Origin of the sequence: Microbacterium sp. KRD172, from assembly GCF_017168295.1 — a bacterium.
Taxonomy (GTDB): domain Bacteria; phylum Actinomycetota; class Actinomycetes; order Actinomycetales; family Microbacteriaceae; genus Microbacterium; species Microbacterium profundi.
On record NZ_JABFAS010000002.1, the window covers coordinates 680,491 to 706,093 of the forward strand.

General features: G+C 66.5%; 23 protein-coding genes. 15 read left to right on the forward strand and 8 right to left on the reverse strand.

Annotation, left to right across the window (positions count from 1 at the left end):
- On the forward strand, positions 1–1,472 hold a 1,472-nt coding region (locus J1M43_RS03555), incomplete at its 5' end, for a cytochrome b/b6 domain-containing protein (RefSeq protein ID WP_241245183.1).
- On the forward strand, positions 1,472–2,335 hold the full coding sequence (locus J1M43_RS03560; protein ID WP_033105908.1) for an alpha/beta fold hydrolase: 864 nt from the start codon (positions 1,472–1,474) through the stop codon (positions 2,333–2,335). The genes J1M43_RS03555 and J1M43_RS03560, both read left to right, overlap by 1 nt.
- A 25-nt stretch (positions 2,336–2,360) precedes the next feature.
- Here the strand turns inward: J1M43_RS03560 and J1M43_RS03565 are convergent, their stop codons facing one another.
- Positions 2,361–2,867, reverse strand: a complete 507-nt coding sequence (locus J1M43_RS03565; protein WP_033105909.1) for a GNAT family N-acetyltransferase — start codon at positions 2,865–2,867, stop codon at positions 2,361–2,363.
- 109 nt (positions 2,868–2,976) lie between these two features.
- Here J1M43_RS03565 and J1M43_RS03570 point away from each other — a divergent pair, with 109 nt between their 5' ends.
- The 7 genes from J1M43_RS03570 to rocD all read left to right on the forward strand — a co-directional run bounded on the left by J1M43_RS03570 (position 2,977) and on the right by rocD (position 11,342).
- Positions 2,977–3,537 (forward strand): thioesterase family protein, encoded by a 561-nt coding sequence (locus tag J1M43_RS03570; RefSeq protein ID WP_206475821.1) that lies wholly within the window; start codon positions 2,977–2,979, stop codon positions 3,535–3,537.
- A 91-nt stretch (positions 3,538–3,628) separates the two neighbouring features.
- Positions 3,629–7,300, forward strand: coding sequence for a proline dehydrogenase family protein (locus tag J1M43_RS03575; protein WP_206475823.1), 3,672 nt, complete (start codon positions 3,629–3,631; stop codon positions 7,298–7,300).
- Positions 7,301–7,395: 95 nt separating this feature from the next.
- Entirely contained in the window at positions 7,396–7,830 is a 435-nt protein-coding gene (locus tag J1M43_RS03580) for a hypothetical protein (RefSeq protein WP_206475825.1), read from the forward strand.
- A complete protein-coding gene (locus J1M43_RS03585; protein WP_206475827.1) occupies positions 7,830–8,045 on the forward strand; it encodes a helix-turn-helix transcriptional regulator in 216 nt (71 codons plus the stop codon). Before J1M43_RS03580 ends, J1M43_RS03585 begins: the two co-directional genes overlap by 1 nt.
- A gap of 1 nt (position 8,046) precedes the next feature.
- A complete protein-coding gene (locus J1M43_RS03590; protein WP_206475829.1) occupies positions 8,047–9,048 on the forward strand; it encodes an NAD(P)-dependent alcohol dehydrogenase in 1,002 nt (333 codons plus the stop codon).
- 171 nt (positions 9,049–9,219) lie between these two features.
- Positions 9,220–10,134: a dimethylargininase gene (gene ddaH, locus J1M43_RS03595; protein ID WP_206475831.1), complete on the forward strand. Its 915-nt coding sequence runs from the start codon at positions 9,220–9,222 to the stop codon at positions 10,132–10,134.
- Positions 10,131–11,342 (forward strand): ornithine--oxo-acid transaminase, encoded by a 1,212-nt coding sequence (gene rocD, locus J1M43_RS03600; RefSeq protein ID WP_206475833.1) that lies wholly within the window; start codon positions 10,131–10,133, stop codon positions 11,340–11,342. The genes ddaH and rocD overlap by 4 nt, the downstream gene beginning before the upstream one ends.
- A gap of 208 nt (positions 11,343–11,550) precedes the next feature.
- Here rocD and J1M43_RS03605 read toward each other — a convergent pair whose 3' ends face one another.
- From J1M43_RS03605 to J1M43_RS03615, 3 genes are read right to left on the reverse strand one after another with little or no spacing between them, the layout of a single operon-like run.
- Positions 11,551–13,452 (reverse strand): BCCT family transporter, encoded by a 1,902-nt coding sequence (locus J1M43_RS03605; protein WP_206475835.1) that lies wholly within the window; start codon positions 13,450–13,452, stop codon positions 11,551–11,553.
- 38 nt (positions 13,453–13,490) lie between these two features.
- Entirely contained in the window at positions 13,491–14,816 is a 1,326-nt protein-coding gene (locus J1M43_RS03610; RefSeq protein WP_206477310.1) for an MFS transporter, read from the reverse strand.
- Between the two features lie 5 nt (positions 14,817–14,821).
- A complete protein-coding gene (locus J1M43_RS03615) occupies positions 14,822–15,262 on the reverse strand; it encodes a MarR family transcriptional regulator (protein ID WP_206475837.1) in 441 nt (146 codons plus the stop codon).
- Positions 15,263–15,306: 44 nt separating this feature from the next.
- Here J1M43_RS03615 and J1M43_RS03620 point away from each other — a divergent pair, with 44 nt between their 5' ends.
- The 4 genes from J1M43_RS03620 (at position 15,307) to J1M43_RS03635 (ending at position 18,960) form a co-directional block, all read left to right on the forward strand.
- Entirely contained in the window at positions 15,307–16,050 is a 744-nt protein-coding gene (locus tag J1M43_RS03620) for a copper homeostasis protein CutC (protein ID WP_206475839.1), read from the forward strand.
- A 97-nt stretch (positions 16,051–16,147) separates the two neighbouring features.
- Positions 16,148–17,014 carry an alpha/beta fold hydrolase gene (locus J1M43_RS03625; RefSeq protein WP_206475841.1) on the forward strand — a complete coding sequence of 289 codons (867 nt, stop codon included), beginning with the start codon at positions 16,148–16,150 and terminating at the stop codon, positions 17,012–17,014.
- An 18-nt stretch (positions 17,015–17,032) separates the two neighbouring features.
- Complete coding sequence (locus J1M43_RS03630; RefSeq protein WP_206475843.1) at positions 17,033–18,082, forward strand: lipoate--protein ligase family protein; 1,050 nt, start codon at positions 17,033–17,035, stop codon at positions 18,080–18,082.
- On the forward strand, positions 18,079–18,960 hold the full coding sequence (locus J1M43_RS03635; RefSeq protein WP_206475845.1) for a site-specific DNA-methyltransferase: 882 nt from the start codon (positions 18,079–18,081) through the stop codon (positions 18,958–18,960). Before J1M43_RS03630 ends, J1M43_RS03635 begins: the two co-directional genes overlap by 4 nt.
- A gap of 13 nt (positions 18,961–18,973) precedes the next feature.
- On the opposite strand, the gene J1M43_RS03640 is transcribed toward J1M43_RS03635, so the two are convergent.
- The 4 genes from J1M43_RS03640 to J1M43_RS03655 all read right to left on the reverse strand — a co-directional run bounded on the left by J1M43_RS03640 (position 18,974) and on the right by J1M43_RS03655 (position 22,916).
- Positions 18,974–19,762, reverse strand: coding sequence for an aldose 1-epimerase (locus tag J1M43_RS03640; protein WP_206475847.1), 789 nt, complete (start codon positions 19,760–19,762; stop codon positions 18,974–18,976).
- 66 nt (positions 19,763–19,828) lie between these two features.
- Positions 19,829–21,136, reverse strand: coding sequence for an ABC transporter substrate-binding protein (locus tag J1M43_RS03645; RefSeq protein WP_206475849.1), 1,308 nt, complete (start codon positions 21,134–21,136; stop codon positions 19,829–19,831).
- Between the two features lie 69 nt (positions 21,137–21,205).
- Positions 21,206–22,066: a carbohydrate ABC transporter permease gene (locus tag J1M43_RS16650; RefSeq protein ID WP_206475851.1), complete on the reverse strand. Its 861-nt coding sequence runs from the start codon at positions 22,064–22,066 to the stop codon at positions 21,206–21,208.
- A complete protein-coding gene (locus tag J1M43_RS03655) occupies positions 22,056–22,916 on the reverse strand; it encodes a carbohydrate ABC transporter permease (RefSeq protein WP_206475853.1) in 861 nt (286 codons plus the stop codon). Before J1M43_RS03655 ends, J1M43_RS16650 begins: the two co-directional genes overlap by 11 nt.
- 335 nt (positions 22,917–23,251) lie before the next feature.
- Between J1M43_RS03655 and J1M43_RS03660 the strand changes: the two genes are divergently transcribed.
- The gene (locus J1M43_RS03660; protein ID WP_206475855.1) at positions 23,252–24,247 is read left to right on the forward strand and encodes a LacI family DNA-binding transcriptional regulator; all 996 of its coding nucleotides are present in this window, start codon (positions 23,252–23,254) and stop codon (positions 24,245–24,247) included.
- A gap of 127 nt (positions 24,248–24,374) precedes the next feature.
- Positions 24,375–25,589: an N-acetylglucosamine-6-phosphate deacetylase gene (locus J1M43_RS03665; RefSeq protein ID WP_206475865.1), complete on the forward strand. Its 1,215-nt coding sequence runs from the start codon at positions 24,375–24,377 to the stop codon at positions 25,587–25,589.
- Positions 25,590–25,603: the final 14 nt, after the last annotated feature.

The window sequence follows — 25,603 nt, forward strand, 5'->3', positions numbered from 1 at the left end:
CTGCCGCAGCATCCGCCGCACCGTCCGCCCCCGCCGCACCGTCCGCTCCCGGCCCCAAGGTCGAGCCCCCGCGGGGCGTTGAGCGAGCCGAAGGCGAGACGAAACGGGTTGAGCAAGCGGAGCGCGTCGAAACCGCGGCAGCATCCGCAATCGAAACCTCGACTCCCGCGGCAGCATCCGCAGGTGACGCCCTCCGCCGGGGCCTGCCCCGCACGCCCGGTGGCGAGCCCTGGCCTCCTGCCGGTACGGCCGCCAACGCGGGTGTGGCTGTTCCGGCCGCTGCGTCTGTCGAAGCGTCCGGGGCTGCGGCAGCGACAACGAGCCCTTCGACAGGCTCAGGGATCGGCTCGACAGGCTCAGGGATCGGCTCGACAGGCTCAGGGATCGGCTCGACAGGCCCAGGGATCGGCGAAGTGGCATCGTCCGAGGTCATCCCGGCATCCACCACCGTCGCGACGGTCGATGTCAGCACTCCACTGCCGTTCCAGCGCACGGTGTTCCCCGGCAAGAACGCGTTCACGCGTCCGGCCCCGAAGCCGGAGCCGACCCGCATCGGTCCGTTCACGAAGGTGCAGTGGGCTGGCGCGGTGATCGTCGGCGGTATCGGTCTGCTGGGCGCTGCCGCGATGGCTGTGCTGTTCGTGCGCTGGCTGCTGAGCCTGTCGGGTATGCAGGACTTCCTGCAGACCTATCCCGGCGAATACCACCTGCCCGAGGGTGCCCCGGTCGGGTTCCCGGGGTGGCTGGGCTGGCAGCACTTCTTCAACGTGTTCCTGATGGTGCTGATCATCCGCTCCGGTCTCAGCGTGCGAAACGACAAACGTCCGACCGCGTTCTGGACTGCGCGGGGCAAAGCGAAGAGCAAGATCAGCCTGACGCTGTGGTTCCACCAGTCACTCGACATCCTGTGGCTCGTCAACGGCATCATCTTCGTGATCCTGCTGTTCGTCACCGGGCAGTGGATGCGCGTGATCCCCACCAGCTGGGAAGTCTTCCCGAACGCGATCTCCGCAGTGCTGCAGTACATCTCGCTGGACTGGCCGACCGAGAACGGCTGGGTGAACTACAACTCGATCCAGCAGATCACCTACTTCGTGACGATCTTCATCGCCGCGCCCCTGGCCGCGATCACCGGTGTGCGGATGAGCGGTATCTGGCCGAAGAACGCGGACAAGCTCAACAAGGCCTACCCGGTCGAGTGGGCGCGTGCGCTGCACTTCCCCGTGATGCTGTACTTCGTCGTGTTCATCGCGATCCACGTCTTCCTCGTGTTCGCGACCGGAGCGCTGCGCAACCTCAACCACATGTACGCCGCGCAGGGCTCGACCGATCCGAACGCCTACGCCGACAACTGGACCGGCTTCTGGTTCCTCGTCGCATCCCTCGTCGTGATCGCCGCCGCATGGGTCGCGGCCAGACCGTTGGTCCTCGCACCCATCGCCAAGCTCTTCGGCAACGTCAGCGCCCGCTGATGACGACGGAATCTCCGCAGCCGATACGCGTCGACAACGACGGGATCGCGCTGATCGGTGACCACTGGCCCGCCGGTGACGACTCCAAGGGCAGCGTGCTTCTGCTGCACGGCGGTGGCCAGCGCAGGCACTCCTGGCGGGGAACAGGCGAGTGGCTGGCACGGGCAGGCTGGTCCGCATATGCCTTCGACGCGCGAGGACACGGCGAGAGCGACCGGTCTCCGAGCGGTGACTACGCGGTCTCGGCGCTTGTGGACGACGCGATCGCCATCATCGACAAGATCGAGGAGGCACCCGTGCTCGTCGGTGCTTCGATGGGCGGGATGACATCGCTGATCGCCGAGGGAGAGCGCGGCCCTCTGGCGCGAGGACTCGTGCTCGTCGACATCGTCGCGCGCATCGAGCCAGCGGGTGCATCGCGAATCCAGGAGTTCATGCGCGGAGCGCCGAACGGATTCGCGACGCTGGAAGAGGCATCAGACGCCATAGCCGCGTACAACCCGCATCGTGCGCGCCCGAAGTCACTCGACGGGCTGCGGAAGAACCTCGTTCAGCAAGACGACGGACGCTGGCACTGGCACTGGGATCCCCAGTTCCTGCAACGTGGCACCGAACCGGAACGAGAGGTCCGGCATGCTCGCGCCGCGGCCGCCGCACGGAACATCGCCGCGCCGACGCTTCTGGTGCGTGGTGCGCATTCCGACATCGTCAGTGATGAGGGTATGCAGGAGATGCGCGCACTGATTCCGCATGCGCAGGCCGTCGAGGTCAGCGCGGCCGGTCACATGATCGCCGGCGACGACAATGACGTGTTCACCGGAGAACTGCTCCGGTTCATCGATTCCACTGCGCTTCCGCGCTGACTCGGGCCTCGGCGCACGTGGCGTCTCAGCGCGTGAAGCGGACTTCGGTCAGCGTCTCGCCGAGGAACGGCTCGGTGTGGCTTGCGCCATCGAGAGCGAAGCCGTTGCGCGCGTAGAAGCGGTGAGCGCGGGGGTTGTCCTCCGCGACCCAGAGGTACAGCGGCTCGTCCTTCTCGACAGCCGCATCGAAGAGCTTCTGGCCGAGGCCGGTGGAGTGATACTCGCCGAGCAGGTAGATGAAGTACAACTCGCGGAACGCCGGAGCGTCCTTGTCGCGCGCAGGCCCCGAGCCGACGAAGCCGACGATCTCGCCGTCGACGAGCGCGGCGCTCATGCTGAAGTCATCACCCTGCGCAGCCCAGTGCGTCCAGAGCTCCGCCATGCGCCGGGGCGAGACGCGTTCGAGCGCAGCCTTGCTGATCAGGTGGTCGTAGGTCTCGTGCCAGCACTGCGCGTGCACGCGACCCAGAGCTTCCGCATCCACATCACGGACCGGACGGATGATGACTTCGGGCTGGGCTTCGGCGCTCATGCCCGTGACTCTACGCGCGCCTCGGGCGAAGGTGAAATCGAGCGACGTCGCTGTTCGATTCCCACAAAGGAGTTCGCGGATCATAAGCCGCTGGCTACTATCGATCCTCGTGAACGTGATCTGGAGAACCCTGCTCGTGATGTGGCGTGCGCGCCGGCGACTGCGTAGAGAAGGGCGTTGCGCGCCCGCCGATGTCGGGCGGGTCAGGGCGACGACCCTGCCGACGGACATCGACGTGCTGCGTCACATGAACAATGGACGCTATCTGTCGCTGTTCGACCTCGGCCGCTGGGATCTGCTCGTGCGCACGGGTATGGCCGACGCGATGAAACGCAATGACTGGTACGCGGTCGTGTCCGCGGAGACCGTGACGTTCCGCAAATCGCTGCAGCTCTGGCAACGGTTCGACATCGAGTCGCGCCTGCTCGGTCATGACGACAAGGCGATCTATCTCGAGCATCGCGCCGTGGTCGACGGCGAGATCTACGCCAAAGCGATCATCCGCGCACGGATGCTCAAGCGCAGCGGCGGTACCCTGTCGCACCAGGAGCTGTTCGCCGCCGTCGGCAGGCCAGAGGGCCTTCCGGACGTCGAGGCGTGGGTGCACGAGTGGGCGACGGCATCCGCCCTTCCCTCGACCAGAGCAGTCGCCCTCAGCGTCTGGGAGTGAGCATGAGGACGCAGCGTCGTCGCGTGAAACGAACGTGATGGCCGCTGTGTGTCACCGCGCCATGATGCGGCCGCGCTCCTAGGCTGAACACATGTCAGAGTCGTCGCTGCGCGGAGCCGATCAACTCGCCGATCAGGCGGTCGAACTCGCGCGTCGCTGGATCGCCGAGGCGGCAGAGGCCGAGGTCGATCCTGCAGCCGCACGCCTGGCCGCCGTGCTGCAGGACAAGAACGGGCTTGCGTTCACGCTCGGTTTCGTCGACGGCGTCATGCGGCCAGAATCTCTGAGTGCCGCCGCCGCCCAGTTGCAGCGGATCGCACCGATCGTGCCAGACTTCCTGCCCTGGTATCTCCGCGGCGCGGTCCGCGTCGGCGGCGGCATCGCCCCGGTGCTCCCTGCACCGACGGTGCCGATCGCCCGGCGTGTGCTGCGCGAGATGGTCGGGCACCTCGTCGTCGACGCACGTCCGGCGAAGCTCGGCCCCGCCATCGAGAAGCTGCGGGAGACGGGCGCGCGACTGAACCTCAACCTCCTGGGCGAAGCCGTGCTGGGTGAGGCGGAGGCGAAGCGCCGACTCGACGGCATCCATGATCTGATCAAGCGGGACGACGTCGACTACGTGTCGGTCAAGGTCTCGTCCGTCATCAGTCACGTGTCGATGTGGGCGTTCGACGAGATCGTCGACGCGGTCGCTGCGCGCCTGCTGCCGCTCTATCTCACTGCAGCATCGAACGGCACCTTCATCAACCTCGACATGGAGGAGTACCGCGATCTCGACCTGACGATCGCGGTGTTCACCCGCATCCTCGAAGACGACCGTCTGCTTCTTCTCGAGGCCGGCATCGTGTTGCAGTCGTACCTGCCCGATGCGCTCGAGGCGCTGCGTGAGCTCACCGCGTGGGCGAAGGCGCGCGTCGAGCACGGCGGCGCGAAGATCAAGACCAGACTCGTCAAGGGCGCGAACCTCGCGATGGAGCGAGTGGATGCCGTGATGCACGGGTGGCCGCTCGCCACGTACGACACCAAGCTCGACACCGATGCGAACCACCTGCGGCTGCTCGATGAGGCCCTGCGTCCGGAGAACACCGCCGCCGTGCGGGTCGGGGTCGCCGGACACAATCTGTTCGGTATCGCGCACGCCTGGCTGCTCGCCGGCGAACGCGGTGTGACGGACGACGTCGAGTTCGAGATGCTGCTCGGCATGGCGCAGGGGCAGGCTCAGGCCGTCTCGCGCGTCGTCGGCCCGGTGCTGCTCTATGTGCCGGTGGTGAAACCGCATGAGTTCGACGTGGCCATCAGCTACCTGGTCAGGCGCCTCGACGAGAGCGCTGCGCCGGAGAACTTCCTCTCCGCTGCATTCGAGCTGCACGCCGACGAGATCCTGTTCGAGCGGGAACGGCGGCGATTCCTGCAGGCCCTGGATCGTGCGGGTGACCGCACACTGCGGGTCGTCCCGTTCCGTATTCAGAACCGGCAGACGCCGGTGCACGAATCACTGAGACCGATGACTGCCGCGCCGAGCGACGACGCTGACCTCACCAAAGCGGTGCTCGGAATCGCACGCGGCTCGGACGGCTCCGATGGGTCGGACGGTGAGGCGTACGTCGAGACAGCGGTGTACTCGCGACGCGAGGTGGAATCCGATCCGGCGGGTGCGCCGGGATTCGCGAACACGGTGGACAGTGACCCTGTTCTTCCGGCGAACCGTGAGTGGGCAGACGGCATCCGTGCCCGGATGGAGGCGTCGACGGTCGGCGATTCCGCACTGCGTGACGCCAGGATCGACGACGCCGCCGTGCTGGAGCAGCGGATCGCACGGGTGCGCGCCGCGGCGCCGGCGTGGGGTGCGCGTCCGGCATCCGAGCGCGCCGAGACGCTGTTGCGCGCGGCCGCGGCACTGGAATCGCGTCGGGGCGAACTCATCGAGGTCTCGGCATCCGAGACCGGAAAGGTGTTCTCCGAAGCCGACATCGAGGTCAGCGAGGCCGTCGACTTCGCCCGCTACTACGGTGCGAAGGCCCGTGAACTGGATGCCGTCGCCGGCGCCGAGTTCGCGCCGTCCCGCGTCACTGTCGTCGCACCGCCCTGGAACTTCCCCATCGCGATACCCGCGGGCGGCGTGCTGGCTGCGCTCGCCGCCGGCTCCGGCGTGCTGTTCAAACCTGCGCCGCAGGCCAGGCGGTGCGCAGCGGTCGTCGCCGAAGCGCTCTGGCAGGCCGGCATCCCGCGAGACGTCCTCGCGCTCGTCGACGTCGAGGAGGGTGACCTGGGGCAGCAGCTCATCGGGCATGAAGCAGTGGATCGCGTCATCCTGACCGGCTCGTGGGACACCGCGGCGCTGTTCAGATCCTGGCGACCGGAGCTGCCGCTGCTCGCGGAGACCAGCGGCAAGAACGCGATCGTCATCGCGCCGTCGGCCGACCTCGACCTGGCCGTCGCCGATCTCGTGAAGAGCGCATTCAGCCACGCGGGGCAGAAGTGCTCTGCGGCGTCGCTCGCGATCCTCGTGGGCCCGATCGGCCGGTCCAAGCGCTTCGCGCGTCAGCTGGCGGACTCGGTGCGCTCGCTGAACATCGGCTGGCCCACCGACCCGCTCGCAGAGGTCGGCCCGGTCATCGAACCGCCGCAGGGCAAACTCGCCTGGGCGCTGTCAGAGCTCGAAGGCGATGAGAAGTGGCTGATCAAGCCCTCGCTGGTTGGCGGCGATGAGTCCGGACGGCTGTGGCGGCCCGGCATCCGCGTCGGCGTAGATCCTGGATCGCGATTCCACCGAGAGGAGTTCTTCGGTCCGGTGCTGGGCATCATGCACGCCCCGACCCTTTCTGCCGCGATCGACCTGCAGAACGACGTGGCATACGGCCTGACCGCCGGGCTGCACACCCAGGATCCCGATGACCTCGCACTCTGGCTGGATCGGGTGCGGGCCGGAAATCTCTACGTCAACCGCGGAATCACCGGAGCGATAGTGCAGCGCCAGCCCTTCGGCGGCTGGAAGCGCTCCTCGGTCGGACCCGGTGCGAAGGCCGGCGGACCGAATTACCTGATCGGCCTGGGAACGTGGCGTTCGCTGCCTCGCGGCAGAGCCTCGAGCACGCTGCATCTGCGGGGGCTCGACAGCCGCATCTCGGGACTCATCGAGTCGGCGCAGTCCTCGCTGGACTTCGAGAGCTTCGAATGGCTGCGTCAGTCTGCGCTCTCGGATGCCGTCGCCTGGGATCGTGAATTCGGTCAGGTGCGTGACGTGTCGCAGCTCGGCGTCGAACGGAATCTGTTCCGCTACCGGCCGGTCCCGGTGATCGTGCGCGCGACCGCGGACGCACCGCTGCAGGACGTGCTGCGGGTCGTGCTTGCCGGCATCCGCTCCGGGGCCGGGTTCTTCGTGTCCATCGCCGACGGACTTCCCGCCGCGGTGCGCAGTGCGCTCAGCGACCTCGGCGCGCGCATCGCTGTCGAGAGCGACGAGGAGTGGATCGAGCGGATGCTGCGGCGCGAGGAACCGTCCGCGGATGAGATCCTCGCAGCCGACCACCCCAACCGCGCCTCGGGGAACCGGGTGCGACTCGTCGGCGGGCGCAGCGCCGTCGCCGCACTGCACCGCTCGCTGGCAGAGGCCACGGGAGGCGATCCGGATCTCGCCGTCTACGACGACGAGGTCACATCGGCCGGTCGATTGGAGCTGCTGCCCTTCCTGCATGAGCAGGCGATCAGTATCACCGCGCACCGCTTCGGCAACCCCGACGACTGGAGCTCGGACGTCATCTGAGCGGTCGCGTTTCTCGATGTAAAAGATTCTTGACATGGATGCTGTGACGGCAGTATCTTCAAGATGTCAAGAAACTTTTACATCGGAGGTGCGTCATGGTCTACACGGAACGCAACACCTGGTCGACGCTGATCGCCGCGGCCGTCATCATCCCCGGCTACATCGTCGTCGTCCTCCAGCAGGCGGCCGGCGGGCCGCTCACATCGGTCGACTGGTTCCCGATCATGCTGTGGGCGATCGGGATAAGCATCGCTGCCACGATCGTGCTCAGCATCCTCTGGGGGATCGTCGCAGGGCTCCGAGACCCGAAGGGCGCGACCACCACCGACGTCCGCGACCGTGACATCGACCAGATGGGCGGTCGCGTCGAGCACTCGCTGCTGGTGATCGCAGGTCTCGGTGTCATCGCGCTCTGCGCTGTGGGTGCCGACGTCTTCTGGATCGCGAACGCGATGTTCCTCGGCTTCGCGATCTCCACATTGATCGGCAGCATCGCGAGGATCATCGCCTACCGCCGGGGGCTCATCTGATGGTCAAGCCCACGCTCGTCACCAACAGCATCCGCTCACGACGGGAAGAAGCCGGGATCACCCAGGCCGATCTCGCCGGCCGCATCGGCGTCACCCGGCAGACGCTCATCGCCATCGAGCAGGGCCGATACTCGCCCACGCTCGAACTCGCCTTTCAGATCGCCCGCGCATTCGAGGTCGGCATCGACGACCTCTTCCAGTACCCGGAGGATTGAGATGAACACGACCATCGCCAAGAGCATGCCCGCCTGGCTGAACGACGAGTACGGATCAGCGAGCAGCACCCGGCGCGAGACCGTTCGGACGCCGGAGCCGCGGCGCGGCGAGGTGCTGCTGCGCATCCGCGCCACAGCGCTCAATGCCGCCGACGTGCGGGTGATGCTCGGCGACCCGCTTCTGCTCCGGCCGGTGTTCGGCCTGCGCAGGCCCAAGCAGGCGATCAGAGGTATCGACGTCGCAGGTGCGGTCGTCGCGGTCGGCGAGGACGTCGACCCGGCTCTCATCGGAGATGAGGTACTGGTGGAACTCGACGCCGGCGGCGGACTCGCTCCCTACGCCGCCGCGCGCGCCGATCGGCTCGTCGCACGACCGGATGCGCTCGCGCCGGAGCTCGCAGCGACCCTTCCGATCGCGGGCGGCACCGCCGTTCAGGCTCTCGACGTCGCGGGTGTCCGTGAGGGACAGCGCGTTCTCGTGATCGGCGCGTCCGGGGGAGTGGGCACCTTCACCGTGCAACTGGCCGCCCTTCGTGGCGCGGAGGTATGGGCGACCTGCGGCGAGACCAATCGCGCGCTGGTGGAATCGCTCGGAGCGACCCGCACCTTCGACTACCGCACGACCGATCTGTCGACGCTCCCCGCGACCTTCGACGCGATCATCGACATCGCAGGTGGTGCACCGCTTCGCCAGCTGAAGCGGCTGCTCGCGCCGACCGGCGTCATCGCGATGGTCGCGGGTGACGGAGGTCACGTGCTCGGCCCGATCCCACGGATGCTGCGTGCGGTGTTCCTGTCGATCGGATCGCGGCGCCGCATCCGTCCCGTCGCCGCGGTGTCGAAGCGCGACATCAACGAGCAGTTGGTGGCGCTCGCCGCCGACGGGAGGATCACGCCGGTGATCGAGCAGATCCTCCCGTGGGACGGCGCGGCGGACGGCCTCGCGCGGCTCGAGTCCGGGCACACTGTCGGCAAGGTCGTCGTGCGCGGTCGCGAGGAATAGGCAGAAGTCGTGTCCGGTGGACGCGTCGCTGGCGCATCCACAGGCTCGGATGTCAGAATGAACACTGGCGTGCCTGCGTCGCATCTTCCCTGCCAATGTCAGCATTGAATGGCGGGTCGAACTTCCGCCGGGCCCCTGGACAGCGTCCGCCGCATCTCTTCGAGGAGCAAGATGTCGACGCCAGAAACCGTCACCGTACCCAGCCCGATCCCTGAGCCTGCCGAAGGGCGCACTGCGCATCACCGGCGGTACCTGATGTGCCGGCCCGAGCACTTCACGGTCAGCTACAAGATCAACCCGTGGATGGAGCCGGCGAAGCCCACCGACACCGCGAAGGCCGTCGCGCAGTGGCAGATGCTGCACGATCTGTACCTGGAGCTCGGCCATGAGGTCGAGCTGATCGACCCGCTCGAGGGCTTCCCCGACATGGTCTACACCGCCAACGGCGGCTTCGTGATCGACGGGCGCGCCTACGTGCCGAAGTTCCGCTTCGTGGAGCGCGCCGGAGAAGCTCCGGCGTTCGCCGACTGGTTCCGCGCCGGCGGATTCGACACGGTCGAGCCGGAAGAGGTCAACGAGGGCGAGGGCGACTTCCTGCTCGTCGGCGACACGATCCTCGCGGGTACGGGCTTCCGTTCGACGGGCGACAGCCACCGCGAGGTGGGCGAGGTGTTCGGCCGTGAGGTCGTCTCCCTGAACCTCATCGACCCGCGCTTCTATCACCTCGACACCGCCATCTCGGTGCTCGACCCCGTCGAGGGGGCAGCGAACGGCGGCCCGGAGCGCGCGAACATCGCGTACCTGCCCGGCGCCTTCGACGACGCCAGTCGCGCGATCCTGGAGGAGCGCTTTCCCGATGCCATCCTCGTCGCCGATGCGGACGGCGCAGTGTTCGGACTGAACTCGGCGAGCGACGGATACAACGTCATCATTTCGCCCCGCGCCACCGGCTTCGAGAAGCAGCTGCGCGAACGCGGCTACAACCCGATCACCGTCGACCTGTCCGAGCTGCTACTCGGCGGCGGAGGTATCAAGTGCTGCACGCTCGAGCTGCGTGCGGCCCGCGACTCGGAGGTGGACGCATGACCCTTCGACAGACTCAGGGATCGGCTGCGGTGGGCACCGAGGTGCACGTCGCGAGCAATTACAGTCCGCTGCCCGTCACCGTCGCATCTGGTGAGGGTGCCTGGCTCACCGACGTCGAGGGCAAGCGGTACCTCGACCTGCTCGCGGCGTACTCGGCAGTGAACTTCGGCCACCGGCATCCGGATCTCGTGGCCACGGCGAAAGCGCAGCTCGACCGCGTGACGCTTGTGAGCCGTGCGTTCATGAGTGACCGGCTCGAGCCCTTCGCAGACGCTCTCGCACGGCTGTGCGGCAAGGAGATCGTGCTGCCGATGAACACCGGCGCCGAAGCCGTCGAGACGGGCATCAAGGTCGCCCGCGCCTGGGGCTACCGGGTCAAGGGCATCGCGCCGGGCAAGGCGCGCATCGTCGTCGCCGCCGGCAACTTCCACGGCCGCACCACCACGATCGTGAGTTTCAGCGACGACGAGTCGGCGCGCGATGACTTCGGGCCGTACACTCCCGGCTTCGACGCGGTGCCGTTCGGAGACGCGGATGCCGTCGCCGCCGCCATCACGGATGACACGGCGGCAGTGCTCGTCGAGCCGATCCAGGGCGAGGCCGGCGTGATCATTCCGCCTGAGGGCTATCTCGCGCGCGTCCGCGAGATCTGCACCGAGAAGAACGTGCTCTTCATCGCGGATGAGATCCAGGCCGGCCTCGGCCGCGTCGGCGAGACGTTCGCATGCGACCGCGAAGGCGTCGTCCCCGATCTCTACCTGCTGGGCAAGGCTCTCGGTGGCGGCATCCTTCCCGTGTCTGCCGTCGTCGGCGACCGCGACGTGCTCGGTGTCATCCGGCCGGGGGAGCACGGTTCGACGTTCGGCGGCAACCCGCTCGCGGCTGCTGTCGGACTGCGCGTCGTCGAGATGCTGGAGACGGGCGAGTTCCAGGAGCGCGCACGCACGCTCGGAGCGCACCTGGACGAGGGGCTGCAGAAGCTCATCGGGAACGGCGTCACGGCTGTACGCGTCGCGGGCCTGTGGGCCGGTGTAGACATCGATCCCGCCCGCGGCACCGGCCGGGAGATCAGCGAGAAGCTGATGGACCGCGGCGTGCTCGTCAAGGACACCCACGGCCAGACGATCCGCATCGCGCCGCCGCTGGTCATCCGCAGCACCGAGATCGACTGGGCGCTCGAGCAGCTGAGGCTGGTGCTGGAGGGCTGACGTTTCGTCTCGCTCCGCTCGCTCAACGCGTTTCGTCTTCGGCGCTTCGCGCCTTCGCTCAACGACCCGCGAGAGGATTCTGCGCGTCGTTGGGCTTCGCACCTTCCCTAAAGGACCCGCGAGGAAACTCTCTGCGGGTCGTTGAGCGAGCGAAGCGAGACGAAACGGGTTGAGCGAGCCGCAGGCGAGTCGAAGCCGTCGACCGTGCTCAGCGCACGGGAGGCTCCTGATCCTCCCCGTGCGAGGGGATGTCCTGGTCGTCGTGAGCAGACAGCTCGTCCGCCGACACCAGGTCGTCGACGTCGAGCATCGCAGGGCCGGCATCCGCTCGGCTCTCCGCGCTGAGCAGTTCCACCGGGATGCGGATCGGCGCTGTCGGCGCGACCGGCAGCCCGAGGCGGCGCTGGAGGTTTCTCAGCCAGCGCGGCTGCGCCCCGAGCAGCCCCGTCTCGTCGCGTGCCTCGACCTCGAGGCCGTAGTAGTCGCCGATCTTGTCGATGAGCTGGGCCCGTTCTGCCCGCGCATACGCGCGCCGCTCGCGTATGAACGCCACCATCGTCGACCAGCAGATCAGCAGCATGACGATACTGAAGGGCAGAGCGATGGTGATGGCCGCCGTCTGCAGGGCGGTCAGACCGCCCGCGAGCAGCAGTGCGATGGCGAGTGCCGCGGTGATCAGCACGAAGAACGTGCGGATCCAGCGTTTCGGATTCTGCTGCCCGCCGGTCGCGATCATGCCCATCACGAGCGCGCCGGAGTCCGCCGACGTGATGAAGAAGATCCCGATGAGCAGGATGACTCCGATCGTGACGACCTGTGTTCCTGGCACGTACTCGAGCATCTGGAAGAGTGCGCCCTGCAGGTCGACCTCGCCGTCGGCGTTCAGCAGCGCCCCGGGCGTCTGAAGTTCAATCGCGAGCGCGGATCCGCCCAGGACCGAGAACCAGAGGATGCCGAGGAGCGTCGGAACGAGGATGACGCCGGCGACGAACTCGCGCACGGTGCGTCCCTTCGACACTCGCGCGATGAAGATGCCCACGAACGGCGCCCACGAGATCCACCAGCCCCAGTAGAACGATGTCCACTGCGCCTGCCATTCCTCGCCGGCCGTGCCCTGGAACGCGCTGACATTGAAGGAGAGACCGACGAAGTTCTGGATGTAATAGCCGATCGACTGCACGAAGTCGCGCAGCAGGAACTCGCTCGGTCCCATGACGAGCAGATACAGCACGAGGAGTCCTGCGAGCACGAGATTCACCGTGGAGAGCAGCTTCATGCCCTTGGTGAGTCCTGACAGGACGGACATCAGCACGAAAACGGAGATGATCAGGATCACGACGACCTGTGTCGTCTCATCGGGGTTCGCGATACCCGCGACTCCGAGGCCGGAACTGATCTGAATGACACCGAGACCCAGCGACGTGGCCACGCCGAAGAGCGTGCCGACGAGGGCGATGACGTCGATCGCGTGGCCCCACCCGCCCTCGACACGCTTGCCGAGCAGCGGTTCGAGCGTCCACCGGATCGAGATGGGACGGCCCCGACGGTGGATGGCGTACGCAAGAGCGAGGCCGATCACGACGTAGATCGACCAGGCATGCACGCCCCAGTGCAGATATGTCTGACCGAGAGCGGCCTGTGCCAGCTGCTCCGGAGTGCCGGTCACGCCCGGACGCGGGGTGGCGAAGTGGGTCAGCGGCTCTGACACACCGTAGAACACCAGGCCGATGCCCATGCCGGCAGCGAACAGGAGCGAGAACCAGCTCAGCAGCGAGAACTCCGGCTCGTCATCATCTTTTCCGAGCTTGATGTCGCCGAAGCGACTGAATCCGAGGTACAGGCTGAACGCGACGAAGACCGCGGCGATGAGCACGTAGTACCAGTTGAAGGCGTTGACGATCGTGGTCTGGATGTTCTTGAACAGTGCCTCGGCGATGTCCGGCGCGATGAGTGTGAAGGCGACGAAGACGATGATGATGGCGGAGGCCGGCCAGAACACCCAGCGCTGCACCGGGGGGAGAGACCGGCGAGGCGCTGCCACAGCATCCGGTGAGGCGGTCGAGGCCGACGGGGGACGGTACTGACCGTTTGCGTTCTCCGGTTCGCTCATCCCACCACGCTAGTCATGCGCGGCGGAGAACGGGAGCCTCAGTCCGCGCGAAGGGTACGGATCGGTGTGGTGGCGGCCGCGACCTCGTCACTGAACTCCACGGGGTCGGCGCGCATCACGGAGATCGGCCGCGTCTCATCCAGCGTCAGGCGGAAGCGGGTGTTCTTCTGACGGTGCAGACGCCCTGAGGCCAGCATCCACGTCACACCCACCGCCATGGCGACGAGTCCCGCGATGCCGCCGAACATGATCGATGCCCGAGGGCCCGCCACATCCGTGATCCAGCCCGCGATGGGCGCGCCGATCGGCGTCGACCCCATGACGACGGCCATGTACAACGCCAGCACGCGTCCGCGCAGTGCGGGGTCGGTCGTGGTCTGGACGTAGCCGTTGGCGGTGGTGAGCATGGTCACGGTGGAGAATCCGACGAAGATCAGGACCGCGGCGTAGCTCCAGTAGCTCGGCATCCAGGAGGAGATCATCGATGCCAGCCCGAAACCGCCCGCAGCGATCACCAGCACGCGGATGCGCGCCCTGTCCCGCCGTGCGGCCAGCAGGGCACCCGCGAGGGAGCCGATCGCCAGCACCGAGCTGAGCACACCGTATCCGTCCGCCTCGCGTCCGAACTCCAACGCCATGGTCGAGGCGTAGATCGGGAAGTTCATGCCGAACGCGCCGATCAGGAACACCATCACGAACGTCACCTTGAGATCGCTCCGGCCCCAGACGTAGCGGAAGCCCTCGGCGAGACGCGTGCGCCCGGTGTTCTTGATGCGGGGAAGCAGCTCGCGGGAGCGGATCAGCACGAGCGCGACGAGCATCGCGAGGAAGGTCGCCGCGTTGATCACGAACACCCAGCCGGTGCCGACAACGACGATGAGAAGACCTCCGACTGCGGGGCCGATGAGGCGTGCCATGTTGAACGACGCCGAGTTCAGGGCCACCGCGTTCGAGGCATCGCCCACCATGACCATGTCGGAGACGAACGCCTGACGCGCGGGTGCGTCGAAGGCGTTCGTGATGCCGAAGGCCAGTGCGAAGCAGAACATCAGCGGCAGCGTCATGACTCCGGTGAGCAGCAGGGCCGCGACGCCGAGTGCGAGCGCCATGAGAACGGTCTGCGTGAGCAGCAGGATCTTGCGCCGGTCGAAGCGGTCGGCGACCCAGCCGGTGAGGCTGACCAGCACGAGGGGCGGCCCGAACTGCAGCGCCATCGTGAAGCCCATCGCGGTGGCGTCGTTGTCGGTCAGTTCGGTGAGTACGACCCAGTCCTGCGCGGTTGCCTGCATCCAGCCGCCGACGTTCGACACCAGAGCGCCGAGGAACCAGATCCGGTAGTTGAACGAGCTGAAGGAGCGGAACATGGCGGTCATCGTTCTGCCACCTTCCGCATCAGGGATGCCGCTTCTCGGAGCGTGCGCAGCTCGTCGTCGGTGAAGTCGAACTCGGCGAGCGCATCGGCCAGTGCAGCGTCGCGCTTCTGCACGGTCGCGGCGACGATCTCGGTGCCGGTGCCGGTGATCTCGATGTAGACGCGCCGCCGGTCCTCGTCGCTGGGCACTCTGACCACGTGGCCGCTCTCGGCCAGTGCATCCACGATGTTCGACATCGTCGGCGCGCTCACGCGCTCCCGCTGGGCGAGCTCACCCACCGGGAGTCGGCCGTTGCCGCGCAGGCAGGCGAGCACCGCGAACTGCGCATCGCTGATGCTGTCGACGGCGCGCTCGCGGCGCAGGCGTCGTGCGAGGCGGAAGGTCGCCAGGCGCAGATCGGTGGCGGTGGCGTGCAGAAGATCATCCGGTTCAGTCATTACTTAGGTAGTCTAACTAAATTTCCTGAGAATGGGGGGGCAGAATGGATGCCGTGAACATCGCGCTCGAGCTCGCCGTCCAGGACCCAGCCGGCGTTCGCGTCGCACGTGAGGTCGGCGCTGCGCGCGTCGAGCTGGCCCAGGCACTCGCACTCGGCGGCCTCACGCCGTCGCCGGCGACACTCGAACTCGCACGCGAGGCGGCGGGGGAGAACGGCCCGGAGATCCACGTGCTCATCCGGCCGCGTGCCGGCGGATTCCATTACGACGTCGACGAGATCGCGCTCGCGGTGCGCGACGTCGAGTGGGCGATCGCGAACGGCGCTGACGGCGTGGTCGTCGGAGCGCTCGACGCCTCCGGCGCTCTCGACGTCGATGCGATGGCCCGACTGCGCGACGCCGCGGGGGAGGCTTCCGTGACGCTGCACCGCGCGATCGACGTCACGGCCGACCCGACGGTGACGCTGGAGCGCGCGATCGATCTCGGGCTGCGTCGCGTGCTGACATCCGGCGGAGCGTCGACCGCGATCGAGGGCGTCAACACGCTGCGTGCCCTCGTCGCCGTCGCGGACGGTCGCATCGAGATCATGGCCGGAAGTGGCGTGGTGGCCGGCAGTGCTTCTGCTCTCGTGGCGACCGGTGTCGACGCGCTGCACTTCTCGGCGAAGCGCGCTGTCGCCGGCGACGGGCCCGGCGTTCGCATGGGGTCGGCCTCGGATGGTGTCGGAGGCTACGAGGTCACCGACCGCATCGCGGCCTTCGCCGTGCGGGAGGCGCTCGGAATCTGAGCGGATGCGGCGGCGGTGGCTGCCGCCGGATGAACGGCGGTTGCGGTGCATCCGACATCTCGCTGACGCGGACGCGCCTGATACGTAGACTCGACGCATGCCCCAGACATCGGAGTTCACCGACGCGCACGGCGTCGCGATCGTCTACGACGTCCACGAGGCGGTGGGGGCGGCCCGCGGGGTCGTGCAACTGCTGCACGGCGTCGGCGAGCACGCCGGCCGTTACTCCGCGCTGATCGCCGCGCTGACCGGTGCCGGCTTCATCGTGTACGCCGACGATCATCGCGGGCATGGACGCACCGGCATCCGCCAGCACGACGGCGAATCGGCGAAACTCGGCAAGCTCGGCAAGGGCGGGATGCGTGCCGCGAAGGACGCGATCTGGCAGCTCACCGGCATCATCCGCGAGGAGCATCGCGGCCTGCCTCTGGTGCTGCTCGGGCATTCCTGGGGGTCGTTCCTGGCGCAGATGCTCGTCAACGATCATCCGGAGGCGTGGGATGCCGTGATCCTCTCGGGCTCTGCGCTTCGCACGCCGCGCGATCTCAACGCCGCACCGTTGAACGCGCGATGGGAGGCCGCGGAGGCGTCCGGCTACGAATGGCTCAGCCGCGATGCCGCGGTGTGGAAGACGTTCGACGACGACCCGCTCACCACGAACGTGCCGCTGCTGAAGCTGTTCGGCCCCGTCGAGGCGCTGAAGCTGTACGGGCGGCCGGCGAAGGATCTCGGGCGCGACATCCCGATGCTGCTGCTGGTCGGTCGCGACGACCCGGTCGGTGGGCCGCACAGCGTGCACAAGCTCGCCGAAGAGTACCGCAGCCGCTCGGGCCTCACCGATGTCACGACGCTGGTCTACCCGGATGCACGGCACGAGATCTTCAACGAACTGCAGCAGGACGAGGTGCGCGCCGACCTGCTCGCGTGGCTCGACAAGCACATCCCGGCGCCTGTCGAAGGGTGAGCGGCTTAAGCTGGACTCGTGCATGGTGAGTACAAGGTCCCCGGTGGAAAGCTCGTCGTCGTCGATCTCGAGGTCGAGGACGGTCGACTGACCGACTTCCGCCTCGCCGGCGATTTCTTCCTCGAACCAGACAGCGCTCTCGAAGACATCAACGCGGCGGTCAACGGACTGCCTGTCGAGACGGATGCCACGGCCATCGCCGCGGCGGTCCGCGAGGCGCTGCCCGCGGGGGCCCAGCTGCTCGGCTTCAACCCCGAATCGGTCGGCACCGCCGTGCGCCGCGCACTCGTCACTGCTCCGGGCTGGCGCGACTTCGATTGGGAGATCGTGCACGAGAAAGCCGTCTCGCCGCGCATGAATCTCGCGCTCGACGAGGTGCTCACGTCCCGCGTCGGCGAGGGCCGTCGCCGGCCGACGTTGCGGATCTGGGAGTGGGACGAGTCGGCCGTCGTGATCGGCTCTTTCCAGTCGTACCGCAATGAAGTCGATCCCGAAGGTGCCGCCAAGCACGGCTTCGACGTCGTCCGACGCATCTCCGGCGGCGGTGCGATGCTCATGGCGGCCGGTCAGATCATCACCTATTCGCTGTACGTGCCGGCATCCCTCGTGCAGGGCCTGACGTTCGCCGATTCCTACGCGTTCCTTGACGACTGGGTGCTGCAGGCGTTGAAGTCGGTAGGGATCGACGCAACCTATCAGCCGCTCAACGACATCGCCAGCCCCACCGGCAAGATCGGCGGAGCCGCGCAGAAGCGTCTCGCGAACGGCGGAGTGCTGCACCACGCGACGATCTCGTACGACATCGACGGTCAGGTCATGACCGAGGTGCTGCGCATCGGACGCGAGAAGCTCAGCGACAAGGGCACGACCTCCGCCGCGAAGCGCGTCGATCCTCTCCGCACCCAGACCGGCCTCAGCCGGGCCGAGATCATCGAGAGGTTCAAAGCCACTTTCCGGTCGCTCACCGATGCCGAGGACGGCACGATCACCGCCGACGAGTACGCCGATGCGGAGGCGCTCGTGGAGTCGAAGTTCGCGACCGACGCGTGGCTGCACCGCGTACCGTGACAGTCTCTCATCCGGTCCCTGAGCCTGTCGAAGGATCCGTCTCGATCATCCAGGGCGACAACCTCGCGATCGCGAAGACGCTGCCCTCGGCATCCTTCACGCTCGTCTATCTCGACCCGCCGTTCAATACGGGCCGCGCGCAGAATCGCCAGGTCGTGACCGCCCGTCGGTCCTCGGGCGAGGACGAGCAGACCGGCGAGGTCCGCCACGGCTTCCACGGGCATCAGTACGAGCGTGTCCGCGGCATGCTGCGCAGCTACGACGACAGCTTCGATGACTACGGCGACTTCCTCATGCCCAGACTCGAGGAGGCCTGGCGCCTGCTCGCCGAAGACGGCACGCTGTACCTGCACCTGGACTACCGCGAGGCCCACTACGCGAAGGTCATGCTCGATGCGGTCTTCGGGCGCGACTGCTTCCTCAACGAACTCATCTGGGCCTATGACTACGGTGCGAAGTCGCGCACACGCTGGCCGACCAAGCACGACACGATCCTGGTCTACGTGAAGACCCCGGGCGGACACGTGTTCAACGCCGACGACATCGACCGTGAGCCGTACATGGCGCCCGGCCTCGTCACGGCCGAGAAGGCCGCGCGCGGCAAGCTCCCCACCGACGTCTGGTGGCACACGATCGTGCCGACGACCGGGCGCGAGAAGACCGGCTATCCGACGCAGAAGCCCGAGGGGATCCTGCGCCGGATCGTGCAGGCATCCAGCCGCCCGGGCGACCGCGTTCTCGATCTGTTCGCGGGCTCTGGGACGACAGGGGCGGTGGCATCCGCACTCGGACGCGACGCCGTCCTCGTCGACGAGAGCTCAGAGGCGGTGCAGGTCATGCGCAAGCGGATGCCGCACGCCGAGGTCACGACGGCATGAACAGCGAGCGTTCCTAAGCAGTCGGCCAGACCAGTTCCATGGTGAGCCGCGCGGGTGCGCCATCGACGGCGGGTGTTCTTCCTGCCACGAACTCTGCAGGGGTGTGGGTCCACGGCTCCACGCACAAGCCGAGCGGATCGCGTTCGTAGACGACCCAAACCTGCGCGTCACTGTGCACTTCGAGTCGGCGGCCATCGTGCCACTCGATGCGGGGTGCGCTGCCATCAGCGCGGTACAAGTCGTCGCGGGGAGTCGAGGCAATCTGAGACGTCTCGATCTCATTGCCCTCATCATCACTGATGATTCTGCGCCCGGGGGTGAAGGTCAGCCGTGGAAGGCTGCCGTCATCTTCGCGAGAGAACCAGGGATGGAAGCCGAGCCCGACCGGGACGTCGCCGACGGCACGGTACTCAAGTTCGATCCGCAGACGGTCTGGCGCGAGTTCGACGCTCTGGCGGCACACGCCGCTCCACGGGCCAGCACTGTCGACGTCGCACCGCAGCTCGACTCGAGACTGCGCGAGGTGAACGACCTTCCACGCCATGGTGTTCACGTAGCCGTGCTTCAGGTCGCCATTCGCGCATCGCGGAATATCGGTGCGATGACCGTCTGCAACCACCCAGCCCTGAGGCAGAGTCCCAGCCCAGGGCGCCAGAGGATAGCTCCCGCCGCGCCAGGGATCTCCTTCTGTGCGTCCGCCGTCGGCAAGATACTCCCGTCCATCGAACTCGAGGCTGACGATGCGTCCGCCGAAGTCAGGCCGGATGAAGGCACGTGCAGAGCCGTTGCGCAGTTCGATCACGGAACGACCTCCTGGGAAGACGAAGGGTGAGGGCGCCTCACGGCACCCTCACCCATCGATACGTGATCAGTTGCCGAGATCAGAGGTCGCGATCAGATCCTCGAAGCTCGCGATGAACTGGTCCTCATCGATGCTTCCCGTCAGGAACTCCTGCAGGAGCTGCTTGCCGCGCTCCTGGATCATGGGCAGATCGTTGTACATCGGTGCCGGGACGGACAGCTCGACGAAGCTGTACATCTCGTCCTTCCACTCCGCATCGATCTGCTCGAAGTAGCGCTTGAGGACGGGCAGCTTCCCCCATTCCTCACCCGCCTGCACCTGCAGGTCGGACATCATCGCGGTCGAGATGAACTCCAGTGCGAGTTCCTGGTTCTCCGATGCCGTCGGGATGATGACCCCGGCGCTGAAGGCGAAGGACCCGTTCTCGAGCGACCCGGGCATAGCCAGGAGGGCAACGTTCTCCATGCCGAGGGTCTGGCCAGCCTCGGGGACGCGCGATGCGGTCTCCAGCAGCATGCCGAGGCTGCCGGCGTTGAAGTTGCTGCGCCCGGCATCCTTGTTACTGAAGGTGTCGACGGTGAAGACGCCGGCCTCGACGCCCTTGCGCCACACGCCGAGAACCTCACGCATCTCGGCGGTGTCGAAGGTCAGCGTGGTGCCGTCCTTCGCATAGATGTCGCCGCGAAGCGCCTGCTCCACGGCGAACATCGTGGGCACCGCGTTCGGACCCCACTGAATGGTCATGCCGGGCTGGCCGGTGGCGGCGGTGATGGCGGCCGCCGCATCGTAGACATCGTCCCAGGTCTTGAACTCGGGCAGCGCGCCGTCCGTGCCGAGCAGGCCGGCCTGCTCGAGGATCAGCTTGTTCGCGCTGATGTTGTACGCCTCCAGACCGAACGGCATGGCGAACTGGTTGCCATCGAGCTCAGTGAAGGTGAGCGCCTCTCCGATGAACTCGGACTCGGCGAGATCGCCCTCGAAGATGCCCGTCTCGTTGAAGTCGACGATGAGGTCCTGCTCGACGAACTGCACAGCGGTGGAGGCGCCGTCGGTGATCACGATGTCCTGATCGGACTGGCCCTGACTCCACTGGAGCGCGAACGTCGAGAGCGCTTGGTTATCGGCGTACTCGACGAGCTCGACCGTGTAGCCCTCGTGCTCTGCTTCGAACTGGTCGGCCATCGCCTGCACGGCGAGCTTGTCGCTCATCCACGCCTGGATCGCGACGGTCAGGGTCTTCGACCCGCCTTCCTCGCTCGAATCTCCCGCCCCCGCGGGTGCCCCCGCGGGCGTTCCGCCGCAGGCGGAGAGGACGAGGGCTGCTGCGGCGATGCCGGCGACTGTGCCGAATCGTTTCATGTGATTGGTGTTCATTACGTGCCTTTCTGAGTGATCGGTACTGCAGTTCGGACTTGCTGCGTGCGATGCGGCCGCATCCGCCGTTCAGCCCTTGACAGAGCCCTGCGTGATCCCGGCGACGATCTTTCCCTGGAAGAGCAGGAAGATGGTGATGGGGGGAATGATGGCGAGCGTGATGACGGCGGCGAGCGTGCCGTACTCCCAGACCTCGCTCTTCAACAGCGTCAGACCGACGGAGAGAGGCATGCCGTACGGCGAGGTCGACAGGGTCTTCGCGAGCGTGTACTCGCCCCAGATGCTGTAGGTGGTGATCACCGTGACCAGGATCATGCCATTGCGCGTGAGCGGAAGCATCACCGACCACCAGCGCCGGAACCGGCCGGCGCCGTCGATCGCCGCCGAGTCCTCGAGCTCCTGCGGAATGTCGGAGAAGTGCTTGTTCATGATCAGGATCGCGAACGGAAGATTCACCGCCACGTTAGGCAGGATGAGGCCGAGCTGCGTGTTCAGCAGTCCGGTGGCGTTCTCCATGATGAACATGGGCACCAGCAGGATCGCGAGCGGCAGGGTGAGCGTCGCGATGATCGCCGCGAACAGGATCCCGGAGCCGCGGAACCGCAGCTTGGAGAACCCGTACCCCGCGAGAGAGCTGAGCACGACGACGAGCAGCACTCCGACCACGGTGATGACGACGGTGTTGGTGAAGTAGTTCCCGAATCCGCCGGAGAAGAGGACGTTCTCGTAGTTCTCGAGCGTCCACCTCTCAGGAAGGATCGACGGAGGGACCTTGAAGATGTCCTCGGTGACCTTGAACGAGTTCAGGACGATGTAGAGGATCGGAGCGATCAGCAGGATCGAGGCGATCACCAGTGCCACATGCGTGGCGACCTTCGATGCGACCTTGCGGCGACCGGCGTGCCCGGTGGCTCTTCTTTCACGCGTCACGTCGAGACCTCCCCATGGAGATGAAGTAGTTGATCCCGATGAGGATCAGGATGATGGCGCCGAGGATGTATCCCATCGCTGAGGCGTAGCCCATGTCGAAGTAGTTGAAGGCAGTCGTGTAGATCTGCTGGTAGAGCACGAGCGTGCTGGTTCCGGGCCCGCCATCGGTGAGCACCATCGGTTCGACGAAGACCTTCAGCGCGTGCAGCACGCCCCAAGTGCCCGTGATGACGAACGTCGGACGCAGACTCGGCAGGATGATGTGCGTGAAGCGCTTCCAGCCACCGGCACCGTCGATCTCGGCTGCCTCGAGCATCTCTTCCGGTATCGCTTGTAGACCCGAGAGGAAGAGGATCGTCAAGAAGCCCACCGTTGCCCACAGCGAGAGCACGACGATGGCCGCCATGGCGGTGGTTCCCTCGCTCAGCCACGCGCGAGTGAGACCGGGCATGCCGAAGACGTTGCCGATCACGTGATTGAGCAGGCCGTAGTTCGGCTGCAGGATCCATACGAAGATGAGTCCCGCCAGAGACAGCGGAACGACGATCGGCATGAAAACCGCGCTGCGGTAGAAAGCGTTGAATCGGAGCTTGCGGAACAGGAGCATCGCGAGGGCGAGTGAGAGCACCATGACGACGACGAAGTAGGAGATGCCGTAGACGATGGTGTTCCACAGCGCAGTGCGGAACAGCGGATCGTTGACCGCCTGGACGTAGTTGTCTATTCCGACCGGAGTGGGCGATGCATCGCGCACGAAGTTGTAGTCGGTGAAGCTCAAGACTCCGGATGACACCAGCGGATACAGCATGAAGACGAAGATGAAGACCGCCGCGGGGAGCACGAAGAGCATTCCCGCTAGCGCATCACCACGCTTGTAACGTGCTTTCGGCCGGCCGGGAACGGTCAGAGTGCGCGTATCGGGCTCGGGTGCCGCGCGCCGCGACCTCCGGTTCTCAGCGGTGGATCCTATGACCATTGGTGTCCCATCGTTGTGCGCGGCTGCATCGATGCAGTCTTGCTGACGCCACAGTAACCGGGTTACTGCACAATTTGCAACTCTTGCATTCGCTTGCAGTCAAATTGTGCACATAAGGGACTATGTTGTGGATAAAGTGGAGCACTGTTCGACAGGGCGGCTGGTGTTGCACTATCGGAATAGATCGTGATTCATCTATCGGAGGCACCGTGAAGGTCACTCTCACTGACGTCGCACGCAGCGTCGGCCTGTCGGCTGCGACCGTATCCCGCGCGATCTCGGCACCGGAGCGTGTCAATGCCGTGACGCGGCAGCGCGTCCTCGAGGCGGCGCACGAACTCGGGTACGCGCATCCGGGGAATACCCGGCCTGCTGCCGCTGCCGGAGGCCCGCTCGGTCTGATCGTGCCGGACATCGTGAACCCGTTCTTCCCGCCGATCATCAAAGCCGTGCAGTCGCGTGCTGCCGCGCGCGGCCGCACCATCCTCATTGCCGACATCGACGAGCACCCGCACGATGAGCTCCGCCGAGCCGAAGAGCTCTCGGATCAGGTCGACGGGCTGATCGTCGTGAGTGCGCGCACTCCGGAGGACAAGCTCGATCGCCTGCTCGCACTGCAGCCCCTTGTGCTCGTCAACCGTAGCAATCCCGCTGTCGCCAGCGTGCTGATCGATGAGCGCGCCGGGATCTCGGAAGCAGTCGAGCACTTGGCGGCTCTCGGCCACCGCAAGATCTGCTATCTGAACGGACCGCGCCGTTCCTGGTCGAACGGGCAGCGCCAGCAGGCGGTGCGGAGCGCTGCGAAGGATGCGGGGCTGGAACTGGTGGAGTTCGGCCCATTCGAACCGCAGATCCAGGCCGGTGTGCGCGCAGCGGATCTCGTCGTCGCCTCTTCTGCCACGGCCGTCATCGCCTACGACGACATGATCGCCCTCGGCGTCATGACGCGCATGAACGAACGCGGTATGAAGGTCGGCGAGCAGCTCAGCGTGATCGGGGTCGATGACAGCCTGATGTCGGGGATGGCGTACCCGTCGCTGACGTCGATTCACGTCCCCGGCGCCGAAGCCGGAATGACGGCGGTAGATCTCTTGATCGACCTCATCGAGACGAAGTCCGATCCGGCGGCGTCTGAGCGATCCACATCAACGCTCGACACTCGACTCGTCGTGCGTGCGTCCACTGCTGCTCCGCCCGCTGTTTAGCAATCCCTCGTTCTTTGCTGCAAGTTTTGCTAAAACATGCAGTATCGATGCTAGTCTGTGCTGCAAGCACTGAGGCATCCGCGCTACGGCGTCCCACCTCGGTGAGGCCACGTCGGAACGAGGAACAGTGAGCGCAGCACCGGGCTACGACAGCACGTCGTCGCAGAAGGCATCCGCCTACGCCATTGTCGGTGCCGACGTCGCGCTTGCCGACCGTCTCCTGCAGCGGCATGCTGTCGTCGTCGAGGACGGTCGGATCGCCGGCATCCTCCCCGAGGACGCGTGCGACCCCGGCATTGCCCGTCACCGGCTCGAAGGCGGGATACTTGCGCCCGGGTTCATCGACGTGCACGTGCACGGCGCGGCAGGATCGAGCTTCAACGACGGCGACGTCTCGGCGACTGCTTCTGCAGCCAGGGCGATTCTGGCGGCCGGGGTGACGACCCTGCTGCCCACTCTCGCCAGCGCAGCGATTCCACAGCTCCTCCAGGGGCTCGATGCCATTCGTGAGGCATCGACGCTTCCCGACATGCCGCGCTTCGCCGGGGCGCACCTCGAGGGGCCGTACTTCTCCTCAGCGCAGCGCGGCGCCCAGTCAGAGGCTCATCTGCGTGACCCTGGTGATGGAAGCGCCGATGCTCTGCTCGCCCGCAGCGCGGAGATCCGCATGGTGAGCCTCGCTCCAGAGCTTCCCGGTGCTGTCGCTCTCATCGACCGGCTCGTCGACCATGACATCGTTGCCGCGGCGGGCCACACGGATGGGACCATCGACGATCTCCTCCGTGCGCAGCGGGCCGGCCTCAGCCACGTGATTCACCTCTACAGCGGCCAGTCGACGACGAAGCGGGAGGGGCCATGGCGCGTGCCGGGCATGCTCGAGGCATCGTTGGCATCAGACGATCTCACCGTCGAGCTCATCGCAGACGGCAAGCATCTGCCGCCCGCGCTCATGACTATCGCCTACCGCGCACTCGGAGACCGGCTGTGCCTCGTCTCGGATGCCACGTCGGGCGCGGGTATGCCTGATGGCAGCCGGTATCGGATGGGCCCGAGCGAGTACCTCGTCGACAACGGTGTCGGAGTGACTCTCGATCGGTCGTCGTTCGGCGGGAGCACGACTCTCCTGCCTGCCATGCTGCCCATCGCCCGGAACGTGCTCGGGATCGGTGCCATCGAAGCCATCGCGATGGTCTCATCGGTCCCCGCGCGCGCGGCGCGACTCGAGAACGTCGGCGAGATCGCCCTCGGGGCGCATGCCGATCTCGTCCATCTGAACGATCGCCTGGAGGTCCTCGCCGTCGCACGTGACGGTCTGTGGAACGCGGGCAGAAACCACCACTGAGAACAAGGAGATCC